14 protein-coding genes are annotated in these 18,879 nt (G+C 61.9%); 7 read left to right on the top strand and 7 right to left on the bottom strand.

Annotated elements, in window-relative coordinates; genetic code table 11:
* Positions 1-62 precede the first annotated feature (62 nt).
* The 4 genes from VGM51_01750 to selB all read right to left on the bottom strand — a co-directional run bounded on the left by VGM51_01750 (position 63) and on the right by selB (position 5,383).
* On the bottom strand, positions 63-1,115 hold the full coding sequence (locus tag VGM51_01750) for a hypothetical protein (GenBank protein HEY3411759.1): 1,053 nt from the start codon (positions 1,113-1,115) through the stop codon (positions 63-65).
* A gap of 75 nt (positions 1,116-1,190) precedes the next feature.
* Positions 1,191-2,420 (bottom strand): glycosyltransferase family 4 protein, encoded by a 1,230-nt coding sequence (locus tag VGM51_01745; protein HEY3411758.1) that lies wholly within the window; start codon positions 2,418-2,420, stop codon positions 1,191-1,193.
* A 200-nt stretch (positions 2,421-2,620) separates the two neighbouring features.
* Positions 2,621-3,250 (bottom strand): hypothetical protein, encoded by a 630-nt coding sequence (locus tag VGM51_01740; protein HEY3411757.1) that lies wholly within the window; start codon positions 3,248-3,250, stop codon positions 2,621-2,623.
* Between the two features lie 234 nt (positions 3,251-3,484).
* On the bottom strand, positions 3,485-5,383 hold the full coding sequence (gene selB, locus VGM51_01735) for a selenocysteine-specific translation elongation factor (GenBank protein ID HEY3411756.1): 1,899 nt from the start codon (positions 5,381-5,383) through the stop codon (positions 3,485-3,487).
* A 203-nt stretch (positions 5,384-5,586) separates the two neighbouring features.
* On the opposite strand from selB, the gene VGM51_01730 reads away from it, so the two are divergent.
* Positions 5,587-6,579: a DUF2330 domain-containing protein gene (locus VGM51_01730; protein ID HEY3411755.1), complete on the top strand. Its 993-nt coding sequence runs from the start codon at positions 5,587-5,589 to the stop codon at positions 6,577-6,579.
* A 153-nt stretch (positions 6,580-6,732) separates the two neighbouring features.
* Here VGM51_01730 and VGM51_01725 read toward each other — a convergent pair whose 3' ends face one another.
* From VGM51_01725 to VGM51_01715, 3 genes are all read right to left on the bottom strand, one after another.
* Complete coding sequence (locus tag VGM51_01725) at positions 6,733-6,984, bottom strand: hypothetical protein (GenBank protein ID HEY3411754.1); 252 nt, start codon at positions 6,982-6,984, stop codon at positions 6,733-6,735.
* Between the two features lie 160 nt (positions 6,985-7,144).
* Positions 7,145-7,768, bottom strand: coding sequence for an HAD-IA family hydrolase (locus VGM51_01720; GenBank protein ID HEY3411753.1), 624 nt, complete (start codon positions 7,766-7,768; stop codon positions 7,145-7,147).
* 74 nt (positions 7,769-7,842) lie between these two features.
* Positions 7,843-8,496 (bottom strand): hypothetical protein, encoded by a 654-nt coding sequence (locus VGM51_01715; GenBank protein HEY3411752.1) that lies wholly within the window; start codon positions 8,494-8,496, stop codon positions 7,843-7,845.
* Between the two features lie 215 nt (positions 8,497-8,711).
* Between VGM51_01715 and VGM51_01710 the strand changes: the two genes are divergently transcribed.
* The 6 genes from VGM51_01710 to VGM51_01685 all read left to right on the top strand — a co-directional run bounded on the left by VGM51_01710 (position 8,712) and on the right by VGM51_01685 (position 18,862).
* Positions 8,712-10,145, top strand: coding sequence for a menaquinone biosynthesis decarboxylase (locus VGM51_01710; GenBank protein ID HEY3411751.1), 1,434 nt, complete (start codon positions 8,712-8,714; stop codon positions 10,143-10,145).
* A gap of 181 nt (positions 10,146-10,326) precedes the next feature.
* On the top strand, positions 10,327-11,331 hold the full coding sequence (locus VGM51_01705; GenBank protein HEY3411750.1) for a LacI family DNA-binding transcriptional regulator: 1,005 nt from the start codon (positions 10,327-10,329) through the stop codon (positions 11,329-11,331).
* 11 nt (positions 11,332-11,342) lie between these two features.
* Positions 11,343-13,517 carry an alpha-amylase family glycosyl hydrolase gene (locus VGM51_01700; protein HEY3411749.1) on the top strand — a complete coding sequence of 725 codons (2,175 nt, stop codon included), beginning with the start codon at positions 11,343-11,345 and terminating at the stop codon, positions 13,515-13,517.
* A gap of 126 nt (positions 13,518-13,643) precedes the next feature.
* Positions 13,644-14,432 (top strand): DUF1559 domain-containing protein, encoded by a 789-nt coding sequence (locus VGM51_01695; protein ID HEY3411748.1) that lies wholly within the window; start codon positions 13,644-13,646, stop codon positions 14,430-14,432.
* Between the two features lie 57 nt (positions 14,433-14,489).
* A complete protein-coding gene (locus VGM51_01690; GenBank protein ID HEY3411747.1) occupies positions 14,490-16,484 on the top strand; it encodes a hypothetical protein in 1,995 nt (664 codons plus the stop codon).
* 92 nt (positions 16,485-16,576) lie between these two features.
* Complete coding sequence (locus VGM51_01685) at positions 16,577-18,862, top strand: extracellular solute-binding protein (GenBank protein ID HEY3411746.1); 2,286 nt, start codon at positions 16,577-16,579, stop codon at positions 18,860-18,862.
* The last annotated feature ends 17 nt before the right edge of the window (positions 18,863-18,879 follow it).

The raw sequence follows: 18,879 nt of genomic DNA, 5'->3' as shown, positions 1-18,879 counted from the left end.
CGAGGCTCAAACGGGATCCCGTTTGAGCCTCGCCGCTTTGTGTTTGGATTGGGGCGCGAGCGCTACAGTGCCACCGGGATATCACGGCGGTAAGCCATCGTGGCGAGGTAGTACACCAGCGAGCTCTCGGCGCCCTGATTGCCGCTGGCGCCCTGCCGGGAGAGCCCGTCGCAGCAGCCACCCGTTACCGGGTCAAACAGGCTGACGCCGAGATCGTTGCTCCCGTGGAACCAATCGTAGGCGATCTTCGCGAGGTCCAGATACCCCTTGTCGCCCGTAACGCGGTTGGCGGTCAGGTAGGCGCCCACCATTCCGGCGGGATCGATGGGCTGTTGATCCCATTGGCTTCGATTTCTGCCTTTGTCGTACCAGCCGGTGCATCCGATCGGGGACATCACGCCGTCTCTAACGATGACGCTCGTGAGCCAGTCAAGGGTCTTCAGGCCGATATCGGAGTAACGCTTGTTGCCGGTCACTTCCGATGCGAGCAGGAGGCTCATCGGCGGGATGCCGTTGGCATAAGTGAGCCGGCCGGAGAACCACGGCCAGGCGCCCGTGGCGTAGCCGTCAAACTTGTCGGACAATTCGGCCGCCAGCCACTTGACCGCTTCCAGGGCACGGGCGTCGTCCGGGCGGGCCAGATGGTAGTTTCGCAGCCCTAGAATGGCGTAGGCGCGTCCACGCGTGCTGCGGAAGTCCTTCAGCCAGGTGAACGCTTCGTGGAAGAGGTCCTCGCAGATGACGGCGACGGATGGATGGGGCGGGAAGCGCATCGCGTATCCGAGCGCCCAGAGGACGCGGCCCAGGCAGTCTTCCGATGCGTAATCGTCGAGGAAGAACTGCTGATAGGACATGAAGTTCCGGAATGCGCCGGAGTCGTTTCTCGCGGCCCTGAGGAACGACAGATAGATGCCGATCAGGCGGAGCAATTCCGGATCCGGGTTCCGGCGATATGCCTGAACCGCGACGAGGAAGGCGCGGCAGTTGTCGTCCGTGCAGTATCCGGTGACCTCGTTGGGCATCGAATACCAGCCGTGCTGGATGATTCCGGAATTGTTCGTGAGCGTGCGCAGATGCGACATCCGGAGCGGCGGGTACGTGAGGGTTGTTTCCATATGGGGTTGTTCCGAGCGGGCGATTTTGCGGGACCGGGACCGGCAGCCGCTTTCAATCCTGTGCGCCGGCCGGGCTTACCCGGGCGATTGACCGCCGTTCACGCGATTCATCAACTGATAGAACAGGTTCAGGTGCTCGATGGCGACGTTGTACCAAGTGGTGCGCCGGCCGTATTTGTAGGTTGCGGTTTCCAGTTTGTGCCGGTACGGGATGTCGTCCAGGAGGCGGATAAAAGCATCGCCGATGGCATCCGAATCCCTGAATGGGACCAGAATGCCGCGCCCGTCGCCCAGCATTTCTTCGGCATATAGGTAGGGCGTGCTGATGATAGCCTTTCCGCACCCTAGGGCATAAGCCAGCGTTCCGCTGGTGATTTGGTCCTTGTTCAGGTAGGGCGTGATGTAGATGTCCGTCGCAGACAGGTAGTTTACCAGCTCTTCCAATGTGAGGTAGTGGTTGTTGAACCTCACGTTCCGCTGGAGGCCGTATTTGCTCACGAGGCTGTTCAGTTCATTGCGGTATTCTTCGCCATGCTCCTTGCGGACGGCGGGGTGCGTCTGCCCCAGGATGAGGTAAAGGGCTTCCGGATGGTTCTCCACGGCTTTGGCCATCGCTTCGATGGCGTGTTCCAGCCCTTTGCCCCGGTTGATGAGGCCGAAGGTGCTCAGCACCGTATGGCCGGTGAGGCCGAGGCTCTTCTTGGCGGCGTCGCTTGAGCGTTTGCGCACGTTCGGCACGCCGTGCGGGATGACGACGATCTTCGCGGGGTCCACATCGTAGTGGTCCATCAGGATGCGACGGCCCATATCAATCATCACGATGAGGTGGTTGGCCAAACGCCCCATTTGCTCCACGATTTCCCTCTGCTTCGGGTTGGGGGCGGCCAGGACCGTGTGCAGCGTAACGACCATCGGCTTCTTGATCTGCTCCATCAGGCGGACGATATAGTCGCCGTGATCTCCTCCGAAGATGCCGTACTCGTGCTGGACATGCAGCACGGTGGCGCTGGATTCGTTGATGAACTTCGCGGCGTCGTCGTAATCCTCGGGGGTGGCCTTGTCGACCTGGAATTTCACCACGTCCGGATAGGCCTGGGTTTCACCGGGGTAGTTCATCGCCACAACCAGGTGATGGCTGAATGGTGTGAACTTGCGGACCGCGGTGAGGCTGTCCTGGGTGAAGGTGGCGATTCCGCACTCCGTGGGCGGGTAGGTTGCGATATAAGCGACTTCAATCCGGTTCAGGACGTCCTTCAGGTACGGGAAGCGTGCGAGGTCGTCCGGCTTGGGAGCGTCTGTTCTCATATCCCAATTGTAGCACGGTGCGTCAGGAGACAGTAGGCAGGAGGCAGTAGGCAGCAGACAGCAGGCAGTAGACAGTAGACAGTAGTCAGTAGTCAGTAGGCAATAGGCGGTAGGCGGTAGGCAGTAGACAGTAGGCAGTAGGCGTGAGGCGGTAGGTTGGCCTCCGTGGCCCCGGTACCCGGCACCCGGCACCCGGAACTCTACCTGTCCCGCTCGGCCAGTTTCTGGAGTTCCAGGGCTACCCAGGTGGGCGGGAGGTCACTCAGGGTGGCGACCTTCTCGATGGTGCGTGCGTACGCGCGCTGGCTGGTCTCTTCCTTGCCGTTATCGCCTGTCATGTATTTCTGGCGGGCATCATTCAGCAGAGGCAGGGCGGCTTTGAAGAAGGCGGCGCGGTTCTGGGGCAGCTGCTTCAGCGGGATGCGGCTGTAAACGCGGTATATCTCGTCCGAGACGTCTTCCCACGACTCTTCGAGGGCGCGTCCCCGGTCGCGCGCCACGCGTTTGGCGACATTGGACGACTGCGCCGCGGCATCGCGGATTTTGGCCTGCTCCCAGTCTTCCAGCGTATCGCCTTCGATGATGCGGAAGCTCGTTCGCTTTCCGAGCATGTCGGAGAGGACGTTTTCCACGGCGTTGCGGCGGTCCGACGAGGTAAGGTGGCTGGCATGGTAGGCGAGACCGCTGGACAGGCCGAGGATAAGTGTATCGTCTTCGATCAGGAGCGGCTTAAGTTGTTCGAGCGCACGCCACATCGTAGGCTGAATGATGCGGCCCTTGATCGCGGACATGGCCCGCTGCCAGAATTCGTCCAGCGCGGCGTCGGTCATGAATTAGGTCCTCGATATTCTCGCAGGCCGTTACACGGGGCACACACGCGGGAGGCGTGAACGCGAAGGCCACGTGAAAAGTCTAGGGCGCAATGCTTGCCGGGGGCAAGTCACGGGCGCGGGGTCCCCCCGGTGCAGGGTGGCGGGTGCTGGGTAGCAGGTGTCGCGTGCCGGGCGGCCGGCGCCTGACGTTTACTCACGGCCTTCAGCCCTCCGCCCCTCGCCCTCAGTCTCCTATATGACGGGGCCCGGGATGCGATGGTCGCCGTCGCGCCGCGTGATGCGCTGGGTATCCAGCCATTCCATGAACGGTACGGCGAGTTTACGCGACGCCCCGAGGGCGTCCCGCGCTTCGCCGACTGTCACGCTTCCCTTCTCACGCAGGAGGCGCCGAATGGCCGCTATGCCGGAGTTGGCGGTGTCCCGGTGCAGGTAGAGCCCCGGCGCCAGAGCCACGAGTTCTCCGGAAGCCGCTAGGAACTCCCAGAGTTCACGCGTGGCCCGGTGCGGTCCCATCGATCGTGTGATCTCGATCTCGTAGGGTGGCTGCCAGCCGGCCTCGCGAAAGATGGCCCCGATTTCGGCGGCCGCTTCCCGCTGGTCGGGCCTCAACTGGACGGAGTGGCTGGACAAGTGGACCAGGCCATGTTCGACCGCGACTGCGCCGGTGTCCGCCAGAGAGCCAAGGATAGCCTCGAACGCCGCCGATGGCACATCTCCGCTTGCCTGGGTGCGAAGTTCGTCCTTGGGCATTCCGGGGCGGAGCGGAGCCCTCTTGTGGAAAGCGGACAGCCGTCCGAGCAACGCGTGCGACGCCTTTCGGATGGCGCCGGCGCCGAGGAAGCCGGCCGAAGTGCGCACGGCGGCGCCTGCGTCCAGGATGGCCCGGACTTCGTCCGGCGCAATGCCCGACTCACGCGCGATCGCCTCCACGGTCAGCGGCATGGCTCCCGCGGTTGCCAGGGCTTCGAGAACAATCTCTTTCGGGTCGCCCTGACGGATCGCGTTGAGGCGGCGAACGACGGCTTCCTCCCGGGTGCGGAACGGCGCAGCGGCCGGTTCCAGCACTTCGCCGCCGCCGAGGAAGTCCTGGGGCGAGTACCATCGAAGCACAAATCGGTCGCCCTTGCGAACGGCGGCCGGCGTTTCCAGGTGGAGTTGGGCCAGCGCGGTGCCGCCGCGGCGCAGTTCGGTGCCTTCCCACAATAGCACCCGTCCGAGGATCTCTGCGGTCCCGATGTGTATGCGGACCCGCGCCCGATGCTTGAGCGGGCGGATGAGGCCTTCCGCCTCGATGCTCACGTTGATGCGATCCGATGCGGTAAGCGACCCAGGCGCGGCGATGACGTCGCCGCGCTCGATATCGTCGGCATCCACGCCGGCGAGGTTGACCGCGGTGCGCATCCCCGCCTCCGCGATCGCTTCCTTCTGCCCGAACGTCTGAAGGCCCCTTACTCGTGCGGCTTTGCCGGATGGGTAGATCGTGACCGCATCGCCTTCGCGCAGGCGCCCCGTGCGGAGACTGCCCGTGACCACCAGGCCGAACCCGGGACGGTTGAACACGCGGTCGACCGGCAGGAAAGCCGGTCGGTCCAGATCGTGCGGCGGGAGAGAGGCCGCGGTCACATCGAGTCGGCTCACGACTTCGTCCAGTCCGCGGCCGGACACGGAATCCACCGCCAGGATGGGCGCGTCCTGGAGGAATGTCCCGGCAAGCGCGGCCCGCACGTCGTCGGTGACGATGGAAAGGTGGTCCGGGTCCACGGTGTCGGCCTTGGTCAAGACCGTGATGCCGCGCGGGATATGGAGCGCCTGCATGATCGCGAGGTGTTCGACCGTCTGCGGCATCACGCCCTCGTCCGCCGCGACGACCAGAAGGCCGAAATCCACGCCCGCCGCGCCGGCCAGCATGTTCTTGAGGAAGCGCTCGTGTCCTGGAACGTCCACGATGCCGGCCACGCGACCGGACGGCAGGTGGAACTCCGCGAATCCCAGATCGATGGACATCCCGCGCCGCTGCTCTTCCGCCAGGCGGTCGGTATTTGTCCCGGTGATCGCCTGAACCAATGTGGTCTTGCCGTGGTCAACATGTCCGGCGGTGCCGATGAGGAATGGTCTGAGCGCTGTATCCATACCGGGATGATAGCGCCGTTGGGGAGGGGGAGATGGGTTGAGGGGGGGGACGAGGGGGCGACGCGGCGATCACGGTAGCGCCGGCGTCCCCGCCGGCATCCCGAACGGGCGAGGCGACGAATGAAGGGTTCGCGGGCTGACGGGCACTTATACTGTGGCGGAAGCCGAATCACCTGTCTGAACGATGTCAAGAGGAGCTACCTATGAGAACACGATGGACTGTATCGGTGGTTGCAGCGTTGATGGCCGGCGCGGCGTCGGCGGATGGCGGGTTCATGCCGACTGAGGCGCAGTGGAAACTCGGCCGGGAGCGGTCGCTGGTCAACGAGCCGTCGCAGAAAGCGATGGTGATGGTTCGCCACGGCATCGAGACGCTGGTGATCAGCCCCGGGTTCACCGGAAATGCGGCCGATTTTGCCTGGGTCATCCCGGTGCCAAAGCGCCCGAGGGTGTCCATCGTCAAGGGAGCCCTCTTCCACGAACTGGCAAAGCTCGCCGAGCCGGATTACCCCAGCGAAGCACAGGGTATGAAGGCTGCGGGCGCGGACATGGCCGGCCGACCGAGGGCGGCGGTTACCGTGCTGGAGCGAAAGCCGGTTGGCGCTTACGACGTTTCCGTGCTGGCGGCGACCAGGTCGGGTGCGCTGCTGCGCTGGCTCATGGAAAACAACTACCACATGCCCCCGGCGGCGATAGGTCCAATCGCGCAGTACGTCAGGGAGGGGTGGGCCTTCGTCGCATGCCGGGTACGGGTTCCCGAATCGGCCCGGGGCCTCGCGACCGGTACGCTCGCCCCCTTGAAGCTCACCTTCCCCAGCAAGCGGCCGGTCTATCCGATGCGTTTGTCGTCCATCAACCCGAAGGCGTTCGATGTGCTAGTGTACGTCATCACCGATACCGTACGCACACCGGTGATGGTGAAGGCCCCGAAGTACGCCTATGAACGCCCGTTGCCTCCAACCGGTCTGTCGAAGGCGCAGTTGGCCCGGTACAAGCGGATAGTTGCGGCGGAAGCGAAGCAGTACGCTCGCTATCATTTCATGCGGATTCGAGCGTTGAACGTCGAGACGACCAAAGCCTCCAGCCCGACGACCGTGGGGCTGGTTCAGCGCAACAGGTTCTGCATCTCCGGTTGGGGGAGCACCGATATCAGGCCGCCAGACTGCACGAGCGATTTCGTGTGGACGCAGGGGTAAGGTGCTGGTCCAAACGAGCTCCAGCAGGTTCTGCGAGTCTTCAGCAAAAACGGGCGGTTGTAGAGGGCGATACCCACGGTAGAGCAGAGGTCTAATCCCGGGCCGGTGCGAACTGCCGGGGCCGCTCGGGGAGTTGGACGGCGGCGGCCACGATCAGCCCATGCTTGCGCCTATGAGCAGCATCAAGACGCCCCACGCTGCGAAGGTCCCAACAACGATCCCGGCCGCCCACGCCCATTGCCGCTTCCACAGAAGAATCATGGGGATCAGCACATTCGCAATCATCACAAACCACTCAGGGATCCAGTGGAAAAGCCACGGCATAACGAGTTTGCACCAGATTACCGCGAAGTTGAGCGCAAAGCAAGACACTATCCCGGCCAGGAATTGGCGGGCGTTTTTCATAGCAGACCTCCTAATTGGGCCACCGTCAGCTCTCTCCTCAACGGATGATGGAACAGAGGTTGGCACGCGTCAGTAGTTCAAAGGTCACAGTTGGGCGTGATAGAGGGAGCGGAAAGATAGTACCCATAGCGCGTGAGGCAAGGCGACGCCAGAGTGACGTCTATCCTAGCCCCAGCATCTCCCGCGGGTCTTCGAGGAAGACGGTGGGGTTGTAGGGTGCGAGGGTTTCGCGGTTGAACGGGCCCCAGAGGACGGCGGCGGTTCTGCATCCGGCGCCCTGGCCGGCCTGGATGTCGTAGGGGCTGTCGCCGATCATCCATGCACCATTTGCCTCGGAGCATAGTTCCTTCAGCGCGAGGATCACAGCGGCGGGGTCGGGCTTGTGGGCGGACACCAGGTCCTCGCCGATAACCACGTCCAGATACCGGTCGATATCGAACCACTCCAGCGCGCGGTGGGAGAACTTCGTCAGTTTCGACGTCACCACACCCAGTTTGTGCCCCTGCTCGTGCAGCGTTTTCAAAATGTCTGGGATGCCTTCGTAAATGCGGATCAGGTCGTCGTGGTGGACGTCGTAAAACGCGCGGTATGTGCACACCATCTCATCGGCCTGATCTTCGTCGAAGAGCGCCATCTGGTCGCGCAGGGGCTTGCCGAAATGCTCCAGCCATTCCTCGTCCGGCGTTTCGCGGCCGAGGTGCATGCGGGCGGTGTGCTTGTATCCTTCCAGCAGGAGTTCCGTGCTGTCCAGAAGCGTGCCATCGAGGTCAAACAGGTAAGTCATAGGGCTGAGGGATCAGGGCTGAGGGCTGAGGCGGGTCGGGTCCTTCGCAGCCCTCAGCCCTTGCCCCCCAGCCCTTACGATGGGAGGTTTCGCAGGAAATCCAGGAGCTCGCGGTTAATGTAGCGCTCCACGCCTTCCAGCCAGGACTGGGCGTCGCGGAGGTCGGTGAATGCCTGGGTCTTCTGGGCGTCCACTTCCACGTATATCTGGCTCAAATCCTGGAACAGCGGCTCCATCCGCACGTCCCAGATATTCTCGTCGCGGCGGAAGTTCACGCGGAAGCCTGTGCCCACGCGGCCCAGGCCGAGGCGGTCCAGCGGCGCATCCGAGCGGATGAGGCGGTGCTCCAGGAACGAGGCGGATGGCTCGCCAAGCGCGAAGCTGCCCACGATCTTCACGCCAAAAGCCACGTACTGGCTAAGGCGGAGGAACTGGCGGACGGCATCGAACTGGCCCATGGCGCGCTGAACGACGGCCTCCCAGGGCGCCCCGAGATTCATATTGACCTGTGTGCGGGTCGGCTGGATGATGAGGTCATCTTCCTGGCCTGCGGCTCCCAGCGACATCCTACCGCCATCCGGGAGGAGGTTGAACGTTGTGAATTCGAAGACGGTGGATGCCTGGGCGTAGAAATTGGCCAGCGACTGGCGGTCGATGGCAACGGGTTGATACAGGATGCCCGCCGTGAGGCGGCGAAGCGTGATTGTGGTTGGTTCGGATGAAAGCATAACGAACTTATTCTAGCAGGATTGGGGAACCGGAGGCAGGAGACGGGAGGCATGTCGCAGGCGGCGGGGCAGGCTATGGGTGACGGGTGTCGGGTGTCAGGTGATGGGAGTCGGGCTTCTTGCAACCTGAAGGCTATCATATGAGGGAAACCCAATGAGGGAAACCGGTAATCCGGCACCCGTCACCGGATACCCAATACACCTGGAACCCCACCATGTACAATTCACTGACCGAGTTCATTCAGCGCCTGGAAGATGCGGGCGAACTGCGGCGGATTGCCTACCCGGCCGATCCGAACCTTGAGATCACCGAAATCGCCGACCGCGTGATGAAGGCCGGCGGGCCGGCGCTGCTCTTCGAGAAGCCGAAGGGTTACGATTTCCCGCTGCTGATCAACGCGTTCGGCTCGGAACGGCGCATGGCGATGGCGCTGGGCGCGGAACGGCTGGATGACCTGGCCGCAGAGATCGCAGACCTCACGAAGCCGGACATCCCGCAGGGACTGGGCGCCAAGATCGCGATGGGCCTCAAATATGCGCGACTGGCGAAATACCTCACGAAGCAGGGAAAGGGCACGGCGCCGTGCCAGGAAGTGGTGATGGAACCGCCGCGCCTCTCCGCGCTGCCTGTGCTGACGTGCTGGCCGCTTGATGGCGGTCCGTTTATCACGCTGCCGCTCGTGTTCACGCACGATCCCAACACCGGCAAGCGCAACGTGGGGATGTACCGGATGCAGGTTTTCGACGACGTGACGACCGGGATGCACTGGCAGCTGCACAAGGTTGGCATGGAGCATATGGTCGATTCCGGAGCGAAGCCCATCCAGGTGGCGGTCTGCCTCGGCGGCGATCCCGCCTACACCTACAGCGCGACCGCGCCGCTTCCGAAGGAAATCGACGAGATGCTCTTCGCCGGCTTCCTGCGGAAGCAGGCGGTCGAAATGGTGAAGTGCAAGACGATCGACGTCTCGGTGCCGCGCGACGTGGATTTCGTGATCGAGGGGTATGTGGACCCGGCGGAGAGGCGGATCGAGGGGCCGTTCGGCGATCACACCGGTTTCTACACGCCGGCCGAACCGTTCCCGGTGTTCCACGTGACGGCCATCACGCATCGGAAGGACCCCGTGTATCCCGCGACCATCGTCGGCCCGCCGCCGATGGAGGACGCCTGGCTTGGCAAGGCCACGGAGCGTCTCTTCCTCCCGCTGCTGAAGACACAGGTGCCGGAGATCGTGGATATGAACCTGCCGGTAGCGGCGGCATTCCACAACCTCGCCATCGTGAGTATCCGAAAGCGGTACCCCGGTCACGCGCGCAAGGTGATGCACGCGCTCTGGGGTCTCGGCCAGATGATGTTTACCAAGATCATCATCGTGGTGGACGCGGATGTGGACGTTCAGAACCCGACCGAAGTCCTCTGGAAGGCGACCGGCAATATCGACCCAAGCCGTGATCTGGAAATCGCGATGGGGCCGGTGGACCAGTTGGACCACGCGTCGGTGTACGCCTGTTACGGTGGGCACGTGGGAATCGATGCGACGGCCAAATGGGCGTCGGAAGGCTTCACCCGGGAATGGCCGCCGGAGATAGAGATGGATCCCGGCGTGAAGGCCAAAGTGGACGCAATCTGGGGCCGGTTGGGGATCTGAGCCGGCAGGTCAGTCTCCACCCCTACAGGCGGTCCGTACGGGCCGTGCCCGCCATAGAGGCGTCGGGCACAGAGGCCCGACCTACCGGTGAGCGTTAGAAATTCCATGTAGGAAAACATTTCGCCTTGCTGTATACTATCATTGTGAATACGTATTCGAATACGTATTCCACACAGGAATCATGAAACCACTCACACAGAAAAAGATAGCCGAACTCGCCAGCGTATCGCAACCGACGGTGTCACGCGTACTCGGCGGGGACGCCGGTGTCGATCCCGCCGCGCGGGACCGGATTATGGACATCGTGAAGCGCAATGGGTACCAGCCGCACGCCCAGGCGAGGAGCCTTCGCCGCCAGCGTTCCGATACCATCGGACTCGCTGTCCGCCGCACCCGCCAGGATTTCGCAAAGGATCCCTTCTACGCCGAATTGATCACCGCCGTGATGGATCGCGCCGCGCATCAGGGGTACTACCTGTCGATCTCTGCGTCGCGCTCCGCCGATGGCGAGCGCCTGTTTTACGATTCGCTTTTCGCAAGCAACCGCGTGGACGGGCTGATCATCCTCGAGAGCCTTGAACACGACGAACGGATAGAGCGCCTACGAGACCACCGTTTCCCGTTCGTCCTCATCGGGCGCTACGACGGCAGTCCGGACCTGTTCAGCGTGAACAATGACAATATCGGCGGAGCGGCCATGGTGGTCCGTCACCTGCTGGAGAGGGGCCGAAAGCGCATCGGATACGTCAGCGGTCCGCATGACCTGACCGTTTCCCAGGACCGGCTTATCGGCTATCGCCAGGGACTCGAGGACGCCGGCATCCGCTATGACCGCGATCTGGTCGTGGAGGCGGATTTTGGGGAGCAGGGCGGGCGATCCGCCGCGCACCGGCTGCTCGACCAACAGCCGGACGCGATACTGGCCATCGACGACCTCATTGGGCTCGGCGCACTGGTCAGCATCAAGGAGCGCGGGCTGCGCGTTCCGGACGATGTGGCCCTTGTCGGGTTCAACGATTCGCTCTTCTGCCCGCATACGGACCCGCCGCTCTCGTCCGTGAGCGTGAACGTCAATGAGATCGGCGCCAAGGCGGCCGACCTGTTGATTCAGCGCATCGAGAAGAAGGACACCCCACCGTGCCAGTTGCTCGTGCCATGTGAACTCGTCGCGAGGGCCTCCTCGTGACGTATCCCGGCATGGGCTCTTGCATCGCGGTAGGGGCGCGGCTCGCCGCGTGCATACTGCTCGCCGCGTCCGCTCACGCCGTGCCCGTCACGCTTACCTACAAGGCGCCGGACGCCGTTCGTGTGTACGTTGCCGGTACGTTCAACAGTTGGAGTTCCAGCGCCCTCGCCATGGCGAAGGGCGACAATGGACTGTGGACGGCGAAGCTGGACCTTGAGCCCGGCTCATACCAGTACAAGTTCGTGGTGGACGGCAAGTGGATGTCCGATCCGAATGCGGGCACCCCGGTCCCTCCGGACGGCAACAGCGCCCTGTGGATCGCACCGGACGGCTCGATGCCGGAGCACAAGCGCGGAGACGGCAAGATCGTGGCCTTTGCGGTGAAGCATCAGGGCATGGACCTGCTTAAGGTGAACAGGACCCACGCCCGGTTTACGGTTCACACAGGAGCCGAAGATGTTGACTCGGTGAGTATGTACCTTGGACCAAAACATCCGGCTGGAAGCACCGAGTTCGATTACGCGGTGGAAACGCCACTGAAACGAATTGGATTCGACGGAACGACCGAAGCGTGGGCCGTCACGGCGCCGGTTCGAGGGCAAATGGATTACGCCTTCATCCTTCGGGACGGACAATCCCGATGGACCTTCGGCGCCGACGGCCTCGTCGCGGACCCTCGTCCCGACGGCGGAGGCTACAGGCCGTTTGAAGTGAACATGGACTCATTATCATTATTCGAGACGCCGGCCTGGGCGAAAGACACGGTCTGGTACCAGGTCTTCCCGGAGCGCTTCTTCAACGGCGACAAGTCGAACGACCGCAAGCCGCCCGTCGGTGTGCCGAACTGGGAGGCGCCGCTTGCGACCGTGTCCGATAATCCCAACAGTCACTATTGGGGCGGGGACCTCAAGGGAATCATCGACAAACTGCCGTATATCAAGGCGCTGGGGGCGAACGGTATCTACCTGAATCCCATCTTCCTCGGCCCGGACAGTCACAAGTACGCTACCACGGATTACCTGAAGGTGGACCCCGACTTCGGCGACGAGGCGACTCTCAAGGCGCTGTGCGACAAGGCCCACAAACTCGGTATGCGCGTGATGCTGGACGGCGTATTCAACCACACCAGTGTCTACAACCCGATGTTCCAGGACATCCTCAAGAACCAGGAGAAGAGCAAATACGCGAAGTGGTACCGCATAACCTCTTTCCCGGTCCTGGATCCCCTCACGCATTATCAGGGCCGGGGGGAGCGCGACATCCCTTATGAAGGATGGGCCGGCCTCAAATGGATGCCGCGGCTGAACCCGGACAACCCGGATTGCGCCGCGTACATTCTCAAAGTCGCCACGTACTGGATTGAGCGCTGCCGCATCGACGGCTGGCGCCTTGATGTTGCGAACGAAGTGCCGCATGACTTCTGGGTGAAATTCCGCTCGGCGGTGAAGGGAACAAAGAAGGACTCCCTCATCGTTGGCGAGATATGGGATAACGCCACGCCATGGCTGCAGGGTGATCAGTTCGACAGCGTGATGAACTATCGCTTTCGCGGCGCCGTGCTGGATTTCTTCGCCCGCGGACGGTCGGACGCCGCCCTATTCGTGGCCGCGCTGAACACGCTCAACATCCAATACCCGCCGCAGTCAACGGTCGTGATGTACAACCTGCTTGGCAGCCACGATGTGCCGCGCCTGATGAACGAGTGCGGCGGCGATGAGCGCAAGGCGGCGCTTGCCACGGTGTTTCAAATGACTTCGCCGGGGGCTCCCGCCGTTTATTACGGTGACGAGAACGGGATGGCCGGCGGTGGCGATCCGTGGAATCGGGCGCCGATGGTCTGGGATGATAAAAAGTGGAATTCGAGCCTGCGCGAAACGTTCAAGCGCGCCATCGCTCTTCGGCGTGCCAGCCCCGCGCTTCGATCCTCCGATACCGATACTCTTGTGGCCCCCGAGGGCGGCAGATTCGCTGCCTTTCTGCGGGGCACGCCACGTGACGCGGGTTCGCTCATCACAGCGTTCAACGCGTCGGATATGGAACAAATCGTTTCCGTTCCCGTCACTAAACTGTCCGCATCCGCAAAGTGGAAGGACGTCTGGAATGGCGGTGACGTGTCCGTCACCAACGAGCATCTGAGTCTCAAGCTCGCGCCGTGGAGTGCCGCGGTGCTAACGCCAATGCGGTGACCCGCTTACCCGGCGGCCACTCCGTTAGTCGGGGGCGCAGGGAAAACGGTGAATCGCTGTAAATACGTATTCACGAGCATAACAAATGCGGGATCTGCACGACGCAGGCTCGCTGGAGGAAGTCCCATGAGGACAAACAAATCACATAACTGGGCGTTTACACTCATCGAACTGCTGGTGGTCATCGCGATAATTGCGATCCTGGCGGCCATCCTGTTCCCTGTTTTCGCCAAAGCGCGCGAAAGCGCGAAGAAGACCACCTGCATCAGCAATATGAAGCAGTTCGGTATTGCGTTCCAGGCGTACTATACCGACAATGATGAGCACTTCCCTCTTCAGGGAGGCACACAGAAATGGGGCGACAGGCTCGGGTGGAGCGAAAACGTCTACCCCGGCATCAAGAGCTTCGATGTCTATCGCTGCCCCTCTGATCCGAAGAGCAACGTGTCTTACACAATGAACGCCGCGTGTTCTGTTCCGCAGGATCCCAAAGTGGGGTACGCGGCGAGGACCATCTCCGCAGTTAAGAGCCCGGCCAAGATGATCCAACTTGCCGAAGCGCCGGGCACCGGCAACCACAACGGCTACCCCCTCTCCATGCCGCCCGCCGGGCAAACCCTTGACAATGCCGTCAACAAATACGGCGAGTCGGACCTGACTACCGAATACGGCACCGCGAACCAGGACGACGGCCAGGTTTTCGGGACGCCCACCGGCGGGTTCGGCTACAAGAACTACGGCAGCCTGGCGATGCCGATCAACAAGTACCGGGAGATTAACGGCGCCCAGATCGGTAAGCTCTACTTCCCCGGCCGGCACAACGGCGGCAACGTCATCCTGTTCGTCGATTCCCACGTCGGCTGGTTCAGCACGTGGGACTATAACAAGATGACATTCGCCTACAACCTTCAGTGATTCCCTTTCCCGTCCCTGGAATATCTCTACCGTCTTGACACGAATGGAGGATACCCCGTGAAGAAACCTTTGCTTACTATCCGATCGTTTGCACTTGCCGTCGCGCTTGGCGCCGCCGGTTTAGCGCTGACCGTTGCGGCCCATGCGACCCCGGTGGTGGACGGAACACTTGACGCTGAGTACGGCGCCCCCGTGGCATCATCACCCAAGGACAACCTTACCGTCGATGCGGCACGCGGGATCAACGATCCGGCGGACACCCTGCTTGCCAAACCGTCCGATGTAACCAACGTGTACGTCACGAACAGCGGCAACGCCCTCTATATCTTCGTTCGCCTGCCATACTACAGCCTGCAGACGATGCACGGCGACTGGTCGATTCCGATCCATCTTGGTGGGGCCAACGATGCAATCGCGGTGGCAACAACAACCGGTGACCCGTATGGCATCCCGGTGACCTATAACTACCCGAAGAACCCGAACGCAGTCATCAAGGCCAACGTGAAGTCGTCCGCCGCATTCACAGATGGCGTGAACGGTTGGGGCTACCTGAATACGCCAAACGCGGCGTTGAATGGCTGGCAGTTCCCCGGCGGAGACTACTTTGGCTCTGACGCGGCAGGAAAAGTACCGGCCGGGGCCACCAAGTTCCACTCCGTGGGCAGCACCGGAGCCGAAATCGCTTACGCTAACGGCGACGGGACCGGCAATACCGGTGGCATCGAGATGCGGATACCATTTGCGGATTTCACTGTGAGTGGCAACCTCACCGCGCCCGCGGTCGGCGATACGATCTACCTGCAGTTCTACATCAGCATCCGGGATCTGAACAACAACCACCCGCGCGCCGCCATCGACTCGTCCCCATACGAGGCGGGTATTCGTTCCCAGCCCACGGCAGGAACAGGCGACCCCAACTACGGCCTTGGAATCGCGACGCAGCAGGTGCCATACACCATCGTGAACGCCACCACGCCTTTTGACGTCTCGAAGGCAGGCTACACCGACGCCACGCATGTCTACGTTCAATTCTCCGACAACGTAGGCACGGGCGGAGACGTGGCCGCCAACTACGCGTTGACCGATACCGATAACGGCAACGCCGTCGTAGCCGTAAGTGCGGCTGCTATCGACGGGGTAAACGCCCGGCAGGTTAACCTCACCACGGCTGCGCTCGTCTATGGCCACCGTTACCATTTGGTGGTGAGCAATGCGAAGAGCCTCGGGGGCGTGGTTGTGACACCGACAGCAAACTCCGTGGATTTCCAGGCGCCGATGCCCGTAAATCTGACACTCGTGGACAACGGCGGGCTCGTGCCACCGGGCAAGACGCCGTGGATCGCCTTCTTTGTGGGCGCCGGCGGCAAGCAGAAGCTGGTTCCGGTTGCCGGCAAGACAAACGAATGGACGACCGACGTGCCGTATCTGGTGCAGGTTGGTACCGCCACCTGTAAGTTCGTCATCGTCAACGAGTCGGACCCGAACCTTCCGATCACCGACTACGATACGCTGAATCGGCGGGATCGCCACCCGGTCATCACCGTGGCCGGCCCGAACGACTTCACGTATTACATCGGCGCGCCGGTTACCGTCACGTTCAACCTGATCGATTTCACCGGCAAGGCGGCCACGGCCATAGCCGCGGGGAAGCAGCTCGTTCTCTTCGACTTTGATACGGACCCCGCAACCCGATTCCCGCTGACCGCGGTGTCCGGCAAGACGAACACGTTCACCACCGGGCCGCTCAGCATGGTCCAGAACAGCACTGAGTACAAATACGTTATCGTGACGGACTCCGGACTGCCAACGGAATCGCTGGACTACGATACCCTGAACCCAGGCAACCGCGCGATTGACACCGGCGCCGGCAACGTTGCCACGATGATCCGCACGGACACCAACGGCAGCCCCGCGGTCGTTGATATCCTGAAGGTGGCCGCGGGCCTCGCCGCGGGACCCACACCGGCAACAGACCCGACATTCGTCGCAATGGACAAGGATGCGAGCGGCACGATCACGTTGCTCGACGCCCTCAAAGCGATCAAACCGTAATATACTAGCGTTGAAGCCTTGATCCAGGAAGTGGGGAGATGGCGAAGGCTGTCTCCCCACTTTGAAACCAGACCTCATATACCCGTCCGCACATGCTCAACAAAGCTCTTTCGACACTTGTCGCGCTTGGCGCCACACTCTGCGCGCTCATCGCTCCCGTGCGGGCGAACGTCACAATCTCCTATATGGGGTGGGGGGCGCCGCCGGAAGTGCGGATCACCAAAGATCTGCTGAAGACCTTCCACGACAAGCACCCCGAAATTGACGTCAAATACATCCTCGCGCCCCAGTTCGACGACAAGCTTCGCACAATGCTGGCCGGAGACATCCCCCCGGATGTCTTCTACATGTCTGTAGAGAACTTCCCCATTTACTCGCAGAAGCAGGTGCTGCTGAATCTGGACCCGTATATCAAAGCCTCGAAGTTCGACACGAGCGATTTCTTTCCGAGGCTGATCAACGGCTTCCGCGACAAAGGCCACCTCTACGGCCTGCCCAAGGATTTCACGACGCAGGTCCTTTTCTTCAACAAGGACCTTTTCGATCGCGACCAGATAGCCTACCCCACGGACAAGTGGACGTGGGAAGATATGCGTGACGCGGCGAAGAAGCTGACCCACGATTTTGACGGCGATGGCCGGATCGATCAATACGGCCTGCAGTACATCGGCGGAACGATGATGCAGTACTGCTGGTATCGCCAGGCAGGCGCGCGCATGTTCACGCCGGATGGAAAGCGCTTCGCGCTGAACAGCCCCGATGGCGTTCGGGCCCTCCAGTTCCTGCACGATCTGGACTACAAAGACCACGTGGCGCTCACGACATCCGCGGCCGCCGGGCGCGACGCCCAGGCTGAGTTCAGCAACGGCCATCTCGGGATGTTCATCGGCTATGGCCGCTGGCTTGTGCCGCGCTTCCGAGAGATGAACAAATTCCGCTGGGACTGCGCCGTCATGCCGCACGACAAAGAACGTTTCAGCGTCATCGCAACGGTCGCCTACAGCATCGCCGCGAGATCAAAGCACCCGAAGGAAGCGTGGGAACTCGTGAAATTTCTCACCGGACCGGAGGGCCAGGCCCAGAACAGCCGGCTTGGGCTGGCGATCCCGGCGCTGAAATCCGTTGCGTACGGGCCTGCGTTTCTCACACCCGGCAGCACGATTAACGATCACGCTTTCCTGGACTCCATCCCTTACGCCGAGATCGCGCCGCGAACCGCCAACCCTGACGAGTACAACCAGATTCTGGACCCGGTATGGGAGCAGGTGCTCACGCTGAATAAGGTGCCCCCCGCGAAGGCCCTGGCGAATCTCGAGCCGCAGGTGAACGCCTTCCTGCTGAAATACCGCACGCTTAAGGCATTTCCGCTGGTTCCGTGGTCCAGGGTGCTGGGAGTGCTGGCGGTGCTGGGCAGCCTGATCGTGGCGGGAATCGTCGTCTTCTTTCAGCGGAGTGGCCCCATCGGCAAACTGGCGCGCTGGGAAGAACGCATCGGCTACCTCTTTATCTCGCCGTGGATCATCGGCCTGCTGATTTTCAGCCTGTTCCCCATCGTGACATCGATGCTGATGAGCCTGTGCCAGTGGGACGCCATCACACCGATCCATCACGCACAGTGGGTTGGCCTGGATAATTACCACCGCTTGTTCACCCAGGAGCCCAAATTCTGGATGGCGCTCAGGGTGACCGCCATCTACAGCGTATTCAGCGTGCCCATCGGCCTGGTCCTCAGTGTGGCCATCGCTATCCTGCTGAACCAGAAGGTGAAGGGCATTCCGGTATTCCGGACGATCTACTACGTGCCTTCGCTGGTTGGCGGGGTGAGCGTGGCGGTCCTCTGGTGGCGCATCTTCAACCGGGATTTCGGGATTTTGAACTTCGCGCTGGACAAAATGGGTATTTTCGCTTCGATGGGCATCAAACCCATCGACTGGCTGGGCAGCGAAACGTTCGCGCTCCCCGCGCTCATCATCATGAGCATGTGGGGTGTTGGCGGCGGGATGCTGATTTACCTGGCCGGCCTGCAGGGGATTCCCACACAGTTGTACGAGGCGGCCAGCATAGACGGCGCCGGCAATTTCCGGAAGTTCTGGACGATCACCCTCCCCATGCTCAGCCCGGTTATCTTCTTCAACCTGATCATGGGCATCATCGGGAGCTTCCAGGTCTTCACCCAGGCGTACGTGATGACGTCCGGCGGCCCGAACAACGCCACCCTGTTCTACGTGTTGTACCTGTTCCAGAAGGGGTTCCAGCAGTTTCAGATGGGCTATGCCAGCGCGCTCGCGTGGGTGCTGTTCGCCATCGTACTCGCGCTGACCGCGCTGGTGATGCGCAGCAGCAAGAGCTGGGTCCACTACGAAGGATCGAGGGAGTAAGCAGCGAATTATGAGCG

The sequence above is a fragment of the Armatimonadota bacterium genome, from assembly GCA_036504095.1.
Taxonomy (GTDB): Bacteria; Armatimonadota; DTGP01; order JAKQQT01; family JAKQQT01; genus DASXUL01.
Note: the sequence above shows the minus strand (reverse complement) of the source record. Positions and strands in the feature narration are given on the sequence as shown.